The following is a 12,597-nucleotide window of genomic DNA, read 5'->3' as shown; positions in this document are numbered from 1 at the left end:
GGTATCCGATGACCTGGAAGGCGCCCCTGCGCGACATGCAGTTCGTCTTGCAACACTGGCTGCGGGCCGATCAGGCCTGGGCGCAATTACCGGCATATGCCGACGTCGACCTCGACCTGGCGGCCCAGGTACTGGAAGAGGCGGCCCGTTTCTGCGAGCAGGTGCTGGCCCCTTTGAACAGTTCGGGCGATCGCCAGGGCTGCCAGATGGAGGGCGGGGAGGTACGCACCCCGGACGGATTCCCGGCGGCTTATCGCGCCTATGTCGACGGTGGCTGGCCGTCGCTGGCATGCGCCCCGGCGCTTGGCGGCCAAGGGCTGCCGTTAGTGCTGGAGGCGGCCTTGCAAGAGATGCTGTTCGGCAGCAACCACGGCTGGGCCATGTACACCGGCATTGCCCACGGTGCCTACCTGTGCCTGAAAGCCCATGCATCCGCCGAGCTGCAGGCGCGCTATCTGCCGGGCATCGTCAGTGGTGCCACCCTGCCTACCATGTGCCTGACCGAACCCCAGGCCGGCAGCGATCTAAGCCTGTTGCGCTGCCGCGCCGTGCCCCTGGGCGACGGTGGCTACGCGGTCAGTGGCAACAAGCTGTTCATCTCTGGCGGCGAACACGACCTGACCCGCGACATACTCCACCTGGTGTTGGCCCGGTTGCCGGATGCGCCGCCCGGCAACCGCGGGCTCTCGCTGTTGCTGGTGCCGAAATGGCTGGAGGATGGCCAGCGCAATACACTGTACTGCGACGGCCTGGAACACAAGCTGGGCATCCGTGGCAGCGCCACCTGCGCACTGCGCCTGGAGGGGGCCCGGGGCTGGTTGATAGGCCAGCCCCATGGCGGCCTGGCGGCGATGTTCGTGATGATGAATTCCGCGCGGCTGCATGTTGGTCTGCAAGGGCTGGGGCATGCCGAGGCTGCCTGGCAACAGGCCCGCGACTATGCACTGGAGCGGCGCCAGATGAGTGTCCCGGGGCGGGCCAAGGGGGGCGCCCAGGGCGCCGACCCGATCCACCTGCACCCGGCCATGCGTCGGGTCTTGCTGGAGTTGCGGGTGCGTACCGAGGGGATGCGCGCGCTGGCCTACTGGACGGCCCAGTGGCTGGATATCGCCGACGCCGCCGTCGAGCCTGCACAACGGGCGAAGGCTGCGACATTGGCGGCGCTGTTGACCCCCATCGTCAAGGCGGCCTTCACCGAGCAGGGGTTCAGCCTGGCAAGCAAGGCCTTGCAGGTGTTGGGTGGCTATGGCTACACCCAGGAGTTTGCCATCGAGCAGACCTTGCGCGACAGCCGCATCGCGATGATCTACGAAGGCACCAACGAAATACAGGCCAACGACCTGATGCTGCGCAAGGTATTGGGCGATGGGGGGAAGGGTTCGCCCTGCTGTTGGGTGAGTTGCGTACCGAGGCTGCTGCGGACGCTGGTGCAGCCGCCACCGCGTTGGGCAGCGCGTGCGACACGCTGGAGGCAGTGCTGGCCAAGGTGCTGTCGATGACCGCGGGCGATCCCGAATTTCCGTACCGCGCCGCAGGCGACTTCCTGCAGTTGTGCGCAACGGTGCTGCAGGCCTTCGCCTGGGCCCGCAGCGCGCGCTGCATCCAGGCGTTGCCATTGGGAGCGGCGCAGCGCAGGGAAAAGCAGGAAAGCGTTGGGTTCTTCCTCAGCTACCTGTTGCCCGACCTCGACCGGCAGGTGGCGGCCATCGACGCGGCCGCCACGCCGTTGCCATTCATTGCCGAATCGTTCTGAAACCCACGTGCGAGGTCGTCATGAACACCGGCTGCGGCTGGCGTGCCGAGGGGCGGTAGCGCATGCAGCGGTCCGCCGAACACAGGTGCGAGCCGCCTTTGATTACCGCCACCGGCACGCCGGGGTCTGCCGGGTCGAAGCTGTCACTCAGGGCTGGGCCTGAGGGGTCGAGCTTGGCGTCGCGCTGTGCGTCATGGCCTGGCCGATAGCCCGTGCGAGTCAGCTCCCAGACATTACCGCCAGCATCGAACAGGCCAAAGCCGTTGGCCGGGAAGCAGCCCACGGGTGATGTACCGGTAAAACCATCCTTCGCCGCATTGCGATAAGGGAACTGACCCTGCCAGGTATTGGCCATGAGCTTGCCCTTGGGCTGCTCGGTGGTACCCCAGCTGAAGTCGGCATCGGTCAGGCCGCCGCGCATGGCGTATTCCAGCTGCGCCTCGCTGGGCAGTTCGCGGCCTGCCCAGCGGGCATAGGCCTTGGCATCTTCCAGGGCGATCTGCACCACCGGATGATTGTCCAGCCCGGCCAGGCTGCTGCCCGGCCCTTGCGGGTGTCGCCAGTTGGCGCCGGGCACGAACTGCCAGCCGGGGCTGAGCACGTCCGCACCCTGGTGAAACACCATCGCACCCGGTACCCGCAGCGCGTCGGGCAGGGCAGGGTCGTCCTCGACACGGATACCGCGCTCGGCATGGGTGACATACCCGGTGGCCTTGACGAAGCGCGCGAACTGGGCGTTGGTGACCGGATGCACGTCAATCCAGAAGCCGGACACCTTGGCGGGGTGAGGCGGGCCTTCTTCGTCGTAAAAGCGGCTTGAACCAAAGCTGAACTCGCCGCCCGGCACGTGCACCATGCCGTCCCGCCAAGGGCCTTGGCGCTGCGCGGGCAGGCCGCTGTAGCCCGTGCACAGCAGCGCCGGCGCCGGGTCTTGCGGCCACACGGCATAGGCGGCGGCGAGCAGGCCGGCGGCGAGTGCTGCGCAGCCGGCTGCCCGGGCGATCATTGCGGCTTGACCAGGATCGGGCTGGCCGGACGGCCGTCGGCATCGATCGCGATGTTGCCGCGTTGGGCATAAGCCTTCCAGTCGCGCAGCATCAGCGCCACCTGCTCGGGGTGCCCTGCGCCGATGTCGTGGTGCTCGCCAGGGTCCTTGCTCAGGTCATACAAGTGCCAGCTCGGCTTGCTGTCGGTGGCATCCCACACCAGCTTCAGCGGGCCCTTGCGCAACGAGGCGCTGCCGTTGATTTCCCATCCCAGGGCTTCGTCATGGGCGTGGATCTGGCTGTCCTTGCCTTGCAGGTAGTTCAGCGCCGATGTGCCTTGCGGCGGCACGATATCGCGGTCGCGGTACTTGACGCCGGGCATCGGCGCACCGGCCAGTTGCAGCAGGGTCGGCATGATGTCGCGGACGCTGGCCAGCTCTTCGCTGCGGCCGGCCTTGATGGTGGCTGGGTAGTAGACGAAGGCCGGTACGCGGATGCCGCCCTGGTAGGTGGTCATCTTGTAGCGACGGCTGGGCAGGGCGCTGACTTGGGCCCAGGCCGAGCCGATCATCAGGAACGAATCGCGGCGGCCGTAGTTGTCCAGGCGGTTATCGAAGTTTGCCTTGATCCACTCGGGGTCGACACGGGTGGCGTTCTCCGGACCGTTGTCGGACATGAACAGGATCATCGTGTTTTCCAGCTCGCCGGTCTTGCGCAGGTGTTCCACCAGGCGCCCCACCTCGGCGTCCAGCGCCGTGACCATGGCGGCGTATACCTCCATGGTGCGCGCGGACTGGCGTTTTTGTTCATCGCTCAGCGATGCCCAGCTCGGCACGCCTTCCAGTTGTGCTTGCAGGGGGAAGTCGGTGGGCACCAGGCCGGCTTCGCGCTGGCGCTTCAGGCGCTCGTGGGCGATGACTTCGTAGCCTTGGTCGTAACGGCCTCGGTACTGCGCCAGGTACGCATCCGGCGCCTGCAGCGGCCAGTGCGGCGCGGTGTAGGCGGCAAAGGCGAAGAACGGTTTGTTGCTGGCCTTGCCTTGGTCGATCGCGTCGATCAGGCGGTCGGTGTACCAGGTGGTGGAATAGAAGTCGTCGGGCAGCGCGATCGGCTCGCCATTGTGGCGATAGGTGGCGCTGTAGTTCGACTGCAGGTCCATGTTGGCCTGCTTGAAGTGCGCCGCGCCGCCTTCGAGCAGCACGTAGGCCTGGTCGAAGCCGCGGTTGTGTGGCTGTTGGGTCGGTTGCATGCCCAGGTGCCATTTGCCGGCGATGTAGGTGCGGTAGCCGGCGTCGTGCAGCAGTTCGGCGAGGGTCGCGACATTGGCACCGAGCACGCCTTCGTAGCCGGCGCGTACCTCTGCGCCGGCCGGCAGGCGCTTGCGCGTCTCCGACATCATGCCCAGCCCGACCAGGTGTGGATCGTTGCCGGACATCAGCATCGCCCGCGTCGGCGAGCAACTGGGCGCGGCGTGGAAATCGAGCATCAGGCGGCCGTCGGCCAACAGTTTGTCCAGGTTGGGCGTCTGGATTTCGCTGCCCAGGGCCGACAGGTCGGAGAAACCGAGGTCATCAGCGACCACCAGCAGAATGTTTGGTTGTTTAACGGTTGGTGCGGCCATGGCGTGGCTGGCACCGAGCATGAGCACGCCGAGGGCGGCAAGGGGGCGGAGGCAATTCATGGGGGGACTCTTGTTTTTGTAATGGACTCGAATTTTGCGCATGGCCTCTGAATAGACAGCACGCCACTGGATTCTAGCGACGGATGAATGAATGCCGCAGCCGCTCGCTGCAGAAGTGTGCGATTAGCGAACGCTTGATGCTGATCATTCCTTGTACACGGCAAAACGCTATTGACGGCGCATATGGTTAACAAAAATAATCGTTAACAGAGTTATCCAGTTTGTAAGAACAATTATAAAAACAAGTGAAGGGAAATTCTGATGATCAAGCCGTTGAACGGGGTATGCCTGCCCCTCATGGTGCTTTCGCTGTGCCAGTCCGCCTACGCGGCCAGCCCGCTTGAAGAGAGCCGGCCGGGGAGGCCAGGGGCCCCTCGCTGGATCGAGGACTACCGCTTTCTCGACGACCCCGCCAAGGCCACTGCCCCCTTCGATGGCCTGCGCTACCATCGGCTGTCAGAGTCGGCCTGGCTGCAACTCGGGGCTGAGGCCCGCTACCGGGCCGATGCTTCGGACAAACCCTTCTTTGGCCTGCGCGGGCTGAACGACGATTCCTATCTGCAGCAACGGCTGCAGGCCCATGCCGACCTGCACCTGTTCGACGATGCCGTGCGTACCTTCGTCCAGGTCGAGAATACCCGTGCCTTCGGCAAGGACTTGTACTCGCCCAATGATGAAAGCCGCAATGAAGTGCGACAGGCCTTCGTCGATTTCAACCACGATTTCGCCGCCGGGCGCTATACCACACGCATAGGTCGCCAGGAGATGGGCTTCGGCGACCAGGTGTTGGTCACCTACCGCGACGCGCCGAACATCCGCCTGAGCTTCGACGGCGTGCGCGCCAGCCTCAACCTCAAGGACGGACGCAAGCTGGATGCATTCGCTGTGCGCCCGCTGAAAACCGGTGAAGACAGTTGGGACGATGGCAGCAACAACAACATCAAATTCTACGGCCTTTACGGCACCTTGCCGCTGTCGGCGTCGTGGAACATGGACCTGCTAGCCTTTAGCCTGGAAACCGACGACCGCAGCCTGGCCGGCGAGTCGGGTGACGAGCAGCGCTACACCTTCGGCACGCGGCTGTTCGGCCGCCATCAGGCACTGGACTGGAGCTGGAACCTTGTCGGGCAGACCGGCCACCTGGGCAACGCGTCGATCCGCGCCTGGGCGCTGTCGAGCGACAGCGGCTTCACCTTCACCCACCCCTGGCAACCGCGCCTGGCCATGCGCATCGATGCCGCAAGCGGCGACAGTGACCTGGGCGACGGAAAAGTCGGCACCTTCGACCCGCTTTACCCACGCAATGGTGTCTATGGTGAAGCCAGCCTCACCACCCTGAGCAACATCATCGTGGTGGGGCCGACCTTCGGCTTCTCGCCCTGGCGCACGCTGCGCATCGAGCCCGGCATCTTCGAAGTGTGGAAACAGCGTGAGGAAGACGGCGTGTACATGCCCGGCATGAGCATGTTGGCCAACACCCGCGGCACGGGTCGCCATGTCGGTACCATCTACCGTGCCAGCACGCGCTGGCTTGCCACTCCCAACCTGACCCTGGACCTTGACCTGAAGTACTACGACGTGGGCACGGCCATCAAGGAGGCTGGCGGCGAAGATTCGTCGTTCGTCTCAGTACGCGCCACGTTCCGCCTTTGACCACCCGACCGATAACAACAACAGAGGGCCACACATGCATCATTCATCCGCGTCATCGGGCAAGGCCGTGCTCACCATCGGCTTGTGTTTTCTCGTTGCCTTGCTGGAAGGGCTGGACCTGCAGGCCACCGGCATCGCCGCGCCGCACATGGCCAAGGCATTCAACCTGACCCCTGCCATGCTCGGTTGGGTATTCAGTGCCGGGTTGCTGGGGTTGCTGCCCGGCGCGCTGATCGGCGGTTGGCTGGCAGACCGCTTTGGCCGCAAAGCGATCCTGATCGTGGCGGTGCTGCTGTTTGGCGGCTTCTCGCTAGGGACCGCCCATGCCCAGACCTACGATTCGCTGTTGATCGCGCGGCTGATGACAGGGCTCGGGCTGGGGGCGGCGTTGCCGATCCTGATCGCCCTGGCCAGCGAGGCGGCGCCTGAGCGTCTGCGGAGCACGGCGGTCAGCCTGACTTACTGTGGTGTGCCGCTGGGCGGGGCGGTTGCGTCGCTGATCGGCATGGCCGGCGTGGGCGACGGTTGGCGTACGGTGTTCTACGTCGGCGGCATCGCACCGATAGTGATCGCCTTCGTGCTGATGATCTGGCTGAAAGAGTCCCAGGCATTCCGTGCCCAAGGCGTTGCCAAGGCTGGCAGTGAAGGTGTGCTTACCCAACTGTTCGGGCCGCAGCAGGCAAGCCGCACGCTGTTGCTGTGGGTGGCATGTTTCTTCACCCTGACAGTGTTGTACATGTTGCTCAACTGGCTGCCGTCGCTGTTGATCGGCCAAGGCTTCAGCCGACCGCAGGCGGGCGCCGTGCAGATTCTGTTCAACCTGGGTGGGGCGGCTGGATCGTTCCTGACCGGTCGGATGATGGACCGCGGGTTTGCCGGGCGGGCGGTATTGATCGCCTACGCCGGCATGCTGGCGTCGTTGGCGGGGCTGGGGCTGTCGAGCAGTTTCGGGCTGATGTTGCTGGCCGGGTTCACTGCAGGGTATTGCGCCATTGGTGGCCAGTTGGTGCTGTACGCGCTGGCGCCGACGCTGTATTCGACCCAGGTGCGCGCAACGGGCTTGGGCGCTTCGGTGGCGGTGGGGCGCCTGGGTTCCATGGCCGGTCCTCTGGCGGCCGGGCAGATCCTTGCAGCAGGTGCAGGTGCGGGGGGGCTGCTGATGGCCGCGGCTCCAGGCCTGGTGCTCGCGGCGTTGGCGGCACGTGCGCTGCTGAAACACCGAACCCGCACGCAACGCCCGGAGCCGGGTGAGGCTGCGGCTCAGGACCCTGCATAGCGCTTCCTTGGGGGGCTAGTGCTGCTTGCGCAATGCCTCCTGCTCCGGTTCGGCGACTGTGACCCGGTTACGGCCCGATACCTTGGAAAGGTACATGGCGCTGTCTGCACTGCTGAGCAAGGCGCCGAGCTCAGAGGCAGGGGCTTTCGCGAACGCTAAACCTATGCTTGCGGTGACCGGGTGTTCATCATTCACACGCAGTTTGGCTATCAGGGCCCGCAGGCGCTCGGCAACTTCAATCGCCGTGTCTGGCGGCGTATTGGGCAGCAGGATGGCGAACTCCTCGCCGCCCAGCCTGCCGGCAATGTCGTTGTCACGTAGGCTGGCACTGATCGCTGCACCGATGCGCTTCAGCACCTGGTCACCAGCGGCATGCCCGAACGTGTCGTTGATCTGTTTGAAATGGTCGACGTCCAGCATCAACACGGCCATGAATGTACCCGCCTCCCTGCACCGGACGTGCTGCGCCGAAGCGTTGTCGAAAAAAGCACGTCGGTTGTTCAGGCCGGTCAGTTCGTCCGTGCACGAGGCCACCATGGCCAGCCGATGCGCGCGTTGCATTTCGTGTTTCAGGCGCCAGGCCGTCGTCAATGCCGAGGACAGGCTTTGCGTCGCGCTGACCACAAACCAGGCGAACACCAGCACCGCCAAGGCTATCCCTTGTTGCAGCGTGGAAGGTTGCAACAGTAGCCAGCCCGTAGAAGGCAGCAAGACCAGGCCCATCGACACCAGGGTCATGTTGCGGTAGGAGGAGTAGCATGATACCGCGCTGACAGACATGCCGACGGCAAACAGCATGATCAGCGTCTGCCCCAGCGCGTCGTCGGCGGGCATTACGGCAAAGGCGCCCCAGCCCCAGATAGCCGCCGACAGCATCAGCGTGACCCAGTAACGCCACTCCCAGCGTTCGGCCGTGCGCTGGTTGGCGGGTGCTCGCAGATAGGCGAAGAACATGGCGGTACGCACGCTGGTCGACAGGCCCAATAACGTCATCCAGACCATGACCCTTTGCTGGTCGAAACGCTCCCAGCCCAACCAGCACAGCATGACGGCGGCCAGGAAGCTGCCAAGCACCGCAGGCGCTGACTGGACGAACAGCTGTTCGAGCCGATCCGTCCGTACGTAATGCGCTATTTCATCATGAGGATCAAGGTCTGTCATGGCTGGCGCTTCGACTGGTGAACGGTAGCAGATTCTGGCACTTTGCTGGCACCCTGGAAAAGGCTCATGGCGTTCACGTGTGATGGCGTTCGCCACGTTCGGGTGCCAGCGTCAGCAAGCGTTGCGGCAGTGTAATGACAGTATTGGTCAGCGGGATCAGGCGGCCAGGGCCTTGCATTCCTTCAGGCAGGCAGCGCAGGAGTCTGCACACGCCTTGCATTCGGCATGCTCATTTTCGTGTTTGCGGCACTGCGTTTCACAACTGGCACAGACATCAGCGGCCACCTTGGCCATGGCCGGCGTGAAGCGGGAGCCTTGCAGGGCCAGCTTCATCAACGCACTGCAGGTAGCCAGCAGTTCGCTGACGGACTGGGCACAGGCCGCCATTTGCGTGTCACCTTGACCAAGCAGTACCAGACAGTGCGCCAGGCACGCCTCACCGGTCTTCTGGCAATCGCTGCTGCTGTCTATCAGCCCGGCAAACGGCCTGGCGCCGGAAGTGCCATGGTCATGTTGATGTGCGTGCTCATGAGTGGCGGCCAGTGCAGAACTGGTCATCGCCACGGCTACGGCACCTGCGACGGTTTTCAGCATTTCACGTCGTTGCATGGATCGTTTCCTTGATCGAAGTCGGCCTTGGCTGCGCACGGCTGTCCGCGCAGATCAGTATCGCGAACATAGACTGTTTTCCGAGAATCCGAAAGCCAGGTGGTGTCAGTGTGCAACTGTTGGCAGGCCTTGCGGCGATGGCCTCTTCTGCGGGCGTGCAGGCAACACCGCCGACTGCAACTGCCGGCCTACGGGGTGCGCAAAGCACAGGTCGTGCGTCACGGGGCGTTCCTCCACGATGCGCCCGCCGTGCAGCAGCGCAACCCGCTGGCAGAAGTACTGCACCAGGCTCAGGTCATGGCTGATCAGCACGAAAGCGGTGCCGCTGCGCTGGCGTAGCGCTTCCAGCTGCTGCAGGATCTGCAGCTGCAACAGCCGGTCCAGGTTCGACAACGCTTCGTCGAGCACTACCAGCTGTGGCGAGGCGGCCAGCGCCCGGGCAATGTTGGCACGCTGCAACTGGCCGCCACTCAACTGCTGCGGCAGGCGTTGGGCATGCTCGGCGCGCAGGCCCATTTCCTCCAGCAGTGCAAGGGTGCGCGCCTGCCGGGCGGCTTCATCCATGTCGGTCAGATGGCGCAGCGGCTCGGCGATGCTCCAGCCGATGCTGCGCTGCGGGTTGAAGGCGCCAGGGGCGTCCTGGAACACCAGTTGCACCGTGCGCTGAAAGGCGCGCGCCTGCTCACCTTTGAGCTGGCTGACATCCTGCCCGGCAAAGCTCACCTGGCCCTGGTCCGGTTTTTCCAGCCCGAGCAGCAGCCGTGCGAGCGTGCTTTTGCCGCTGCCGCTGCTGCCGAGCAGTCCGATGGATTCGCCAGCGTGCAGTTGCAGGTCGATACCGTCGAGTACCTGCAGCCAACCGCGCTTGCGCAGCAGCCCCCCTGTACGATAACGGTGGCCAACGTGGTGGACGTGCAGCAGGCTCATGGTTGGCTCCGGCAAAGGACTTGGTGGGCGTGGAGGAGGGTGCGGGCAGTGGCACTGGCGGGGCGCTGGAACAGCTCATGGGCCGGTTGGCATTCAACAATGCGGCCGGCTTCCATCACCGCGACCTGGTCTGCACAGCGCGCTACCACACCCATGTCGTGGGTCACCAGCAATACCCCCAGCCCATGCACCTGCACCAGCTCCATCAGCAGGTCGAGAAAACGCGCCTGGCTCAGGGCATCGAGGTCGCTGGTGGGTTCGTCTGCCAGCAGGAATGGGGTTTCGGCCATCAGCGCCAGGGCGATCATCATCCTTTGCAGCATGCCGCCGCTGAGCTGAAAAGCGAACGATTGCAACACCCGCTCAGGGTCTGCCAGGCCGACAGCATCCAGGCAGTGGGCCATCCGCGCCCGTGCTGACGCGCCGGTGATGCCTCGCTGCCTGAGCGTTTCGATGGCATGGCTGGCCATGTTGCGCACCGGGTTGAAGGCGCTGCGCGGGTTTTGCAGCACCAGGCTGGCCAGGCGACCTCGGACACTGCTTGCAGCCAGCGGCTGGCCGTCGAGCAGCAGTTGTCCTTGGGTGCGGGCAAGGCCAGGCGGTAGCAGGTCGAGCAAGCCAAGGCAGCTGAGGGATTTGCCCGAGCCGCTGGCACCGACCAACGTGCAGACTTCGCCGCGGCGCAGCTGCAAGTCAACCTCATGCACCAGCACGCCGGCCTGGGTTTCTATGCGAAGGCCACGGATTTCAAGCAACGACGGACTCATTCAATGGCGCTCCTGTGCAGGGTCCAGGCGGTCGCGCAGCGCATCGCCCAGCAGGTTGAAGGCCATCACCGAGAAGAAGATCATCAGCCCTGGCAACAGCAGCAGTTGTGGCTGCGTCCAGATGAATTCCTTGGCGTCGTTGATCATCACGCCCCATTCGGCGGTAGGGGGCGCCACCCCGAGGCCAAGGAACGACAGGCCGGAGACGTGCAGCATCATGTGGCCGATGTCCATGGTTGCCAGCACCAGCAACGGGCCGGCGATATTGGGCAGCACATGCTGGCGCAGCCGCGCCCAGCGTGAAGCGCCGGCCAGGCGTGAAGCCAATACGTATTCGCGGCCGCGCTGGGCAATCACCAGGCCGCGCACCATGCGCGCATACCAGGCCCAGTGGGACAGGGCGATGGCGATGATCACGTTGCTCAGGCCAGTGCCCAGCAAGGTGACGAAGAAAAACGCCAGTACCAGCGTGGGGAAGGTCATGAACATGTCGCACAGGCGCATCAGCAGCAGGTCGGTGCGCCCGCCGACGAACCCGGCCACACCGCCGACCGCGAGCCCCAGCGCCAGTACCAGCGCCAGGGTCAGCATCACGCTGCCCAAGGACAGGCGCGTGCCGACGATCAACCGCGAAAGCAGGTCGCGCCCGAGGTGGTCTGTGCCCAGCCAGTGACGGGCGTCTGGCGCCTGCAGGCGCTGGCCGAGGTCGACTAGGTCGGGGTCATGCGGGGCGATCCAGTGGCCGAACAGCGCCAGCACCGCCAGCAGGCCGACCAGGGCCAGGCCGATCATCAGGCTGGGGCGGCGCAGCAGCAATGGCTGACGCAGGGCAGCGTGCACACTCATGCGTTCACCCCTTCCAGCCGGCTGCGAGGATCAAGCCAGGCGTAGCACACATCGACTATCAGGTTACAGATCATCAGCATACCGGTCAGTAGCAGGGTGAAGCACTGCATCACCGGGAAGTCGCGGTTCAGCACTGCCGACACCGCAAAACGACCAACGCCGGGCCAGGCGAAGATCGTCTCGATCACCAGTGCGCCGCCGATCAGTTCGCCGATGTGCATGCCGGTGGCCGTCACCAGCGGCAGCCAGGCATTGCGCAGGATATGGTCGCGCCAGACGTGCCGTTCGGGCAGGCCGCGGGCACGGGCATAGGTAACGTGCCGCTGCCCGCCGGCATCCAGCAGGCTGGCACGCAGCAGGCGGGCGTTGATCGACATCGACATCAGGGCGATCGCCAGCACCGGCATCACCAGGTGCCCGGCCCCCCCACGCCCCAACGGCGGCAGCCAGCCCAGCCACAGGGAAAAAAGCGCGATCAGCAGAAACGCCAGCCAGAAATTGGGCATGGACACCCCCAGGAAGGTCACTGCCCGCACGGCGTGGTCGGGCCAGCGCCCTTGCCAGCGGGCCGCCAACAGCCCCATGGGGATCGACAGCAGCAGCGTGCAGGCTAACGCCAGGCCGCCGAGCTGCAGGGTGGCGGGCAGGTAGTAGAGCAGGTCATCGAGCACGGGACGGCCGGTGATGTAGGAGATGCCGAAGTCCAGATGCACGGCGTTCCACAGCCAGGTCAGGTATTGCGCATACAGCGGGCGATCGAGCCCCAGGGTATGGCGGACTTCGGCAATGGCGGCGTCGGTCGGTGGAATGTGCGAAAGCCGAAGGTAGTCCAGCGCCGGGTCTGTGCTGCCCAGGTGCAGCAGCACGAACACCAGCAACGAAGCGCCAAGCATGACCGGCACAAGCAGCGCCAGGCGCAACAGGATGTAGCGCAACAT

10 protein-coding genes and 1 pseudogene are annotated in these 12,597 nt (G+C 64.8%); 3 read left to right on the top strand and 8 right to left on the bottom strand.

Annotation, left to right across the window (positions count from 1 at the left end; all coding sequences use genetic code 11):
• The first annotated feature begins 8 nt into the window (after positions 1 to 8).
• Positions 9 to 1,753 (top strand): annotated as a pseudogene (locus tag C4Q27_RS27210) (acyl-CoA dehydrogenase family protein).
• Here the strand turns inward: C4Q27_RS27210 and C4Q27_RS27205 are convergent.
• Together C4Q27_RS27205 and C4Q27_RS27200 are read right to left on the bottom strand one after the other, a co-directional pair.
• Positions 1,734 to 2,759 (bottom strand): formylglycine-generating enzyme family protein, encoded by a 1,026-nt coding sequence (locus C4Q27_RS27205; RefSeq protein ID WP_064493471.1) that lies wholly within the window; start codon positions 2,757 to 2,759, stop codon positions 1,734 to 1,736. The pseudogene C4Q27_RS27210 and the gene C4Q27_RS27205 sit on opposite strands and share 20 nt — an antisense overlap.
• The gene (locus tag C4Q27_RS27200) at positions 2,756 to 4,420 is read right to left on the bottom strand and encodes an arylsulfatase (RefSeq protein ID WP_064493472.1); all 1,665 of its coding nucleotides are present in this window, start codon (positions 4,418 to 4,420) and stop codon (positions 2,756 to 2,758) included. The genes C4Q27_RS27205 and C4Q27_RS27200 overlap by 4 nt, the downstream gene beginning before the upstream one ends.
• A gap of 261 nt (positions 4,421 to 4,681) precedes the next feature.
• On the opposite strand from C4Q27_RS27200, the gene C4Q27_RS27195 reads away from it, so the two are divergent.
• The gene (locus C4Q27_RS27195; protein ID WP_064493473.1) at positions 4,682 to 6,073 is read left to right on the top strand and encodes an alginate export family protein; all 1,392 of its coding nucleotides are present in this window, start codon (positions 4,682 to 4,684) and stop codon (positions 6,071 to 6,073) included.
• A gap of 34 nt (positions 6,074 to 6,107) precedes the next feature.
• Positions 6,108 to 7,349, top strand: a complete 1,242-nt coding sequence (gene mhpT, locus C4Q27_RS27190; protein WP_019438196.1) for a 3-(3-hydroxy-phenyl)propionate transporter MhpT — start codon at positions 6,108 to 6,110, stop codon at positions 7,347 to 7,349.
• Positions 7,350 to 7,364: 15 nt separating this feature from the next.
• Here the strand turns inward: mhpT and C4Q27_RS27185 are convergent, their stop codons facing one another.
• The 6 genes from C4Q27_RS27185 to nikB form a co-directional block, all read right to left on the bottom strand.
• The gene (locus C4Q27_RS27185) at positions 7,365 to 8,423 is read right to left on the bottom strand and encodes a diguanylate cyclase (protein ID WP_064493496.1); all 1,059 of its coding nucleotides are present in this window, start codon (positions 8,421 to 8,423) and stop codon (positions 7,365 to 7,367) included.
• A gap of 243 nt (positions 8,424 to 8,666) precedes the next feature.
• Complete coding sequence (locus C4Q27_RS27180; protein ID WP_064493474.1) at positions 8,667 to 9,119, bottom strand: four-helix bundle copper-binding protein; 453 nt, start codon at positions 9,117 to 9,119, stop codon at positions 8,667 to 8,669.
• Between the two features lie 105 nt (positions 9,120 to 9,224).
• Positions 9,225 to 10,046, bottom strand: coding sequence for a nickel import ATP-binding protein NikE (gene nikE, locus C4Q27_RS27175; RefSeq protein ID WP_064493475.1), 822 nt, complete (start codon positions 10,044 to 10,046; stop codon positions 9,225 to 9,227).
• Positions 10,043 to 10,813, bottom strand: a complete 771-nt coding sequence (gene nikD / locus C4Q27_RS27170) for a nickel import ATP-binding protein NikD (RefSeq protein ID WP_064493476.1) — start codon at positions 10,811 to 10,813, stop codon at positions 10,043 to 10,045. The genes nikE and nikD overlap by 4 nt, the downstream gene beginning before the upstream one ends.
• On the bottom strand, positions 10,814 to 11,659 hold the full coding sequence (nikC, locus tag C4Q27_RS27165; RefSeq protein WP_010954220.1) for a nickel ABC transporter permease subunit NikC: 846 nt from the start codon (positions 11,657 to 11,659) through the stop codon (positions 10,814 to 10,816).
• Positions 11,656 to 12,597 (bottom strand): nickel ABC transporter permease subunit NikB, encoded by a 942-nt coding sequence (gene nikB / locus C4Q27_RS27160; protein ID WP_064493477.1) that lies wholly within the window; start codon positions 12,595 to 12,597, stop codon positions 11,656 to 11,658. Before nikB ends, nikC begins: the two co-directional genes overlap by 4 nt.

The sequence above is a fragment of the Pseudomonas sp. SWI36 genome (assembly GCF_002948105.1).
Lineage (GTDB): Bacteria > Pseudomonadota > Gammaproteobacteria > Pseudomonadales > Pseudomonadaceae > Aquipseudomonas > Aquipseudomonas alloputida.
This window is presented reverse-complemented; position numbering and strand designations above follow the sequence as displayed.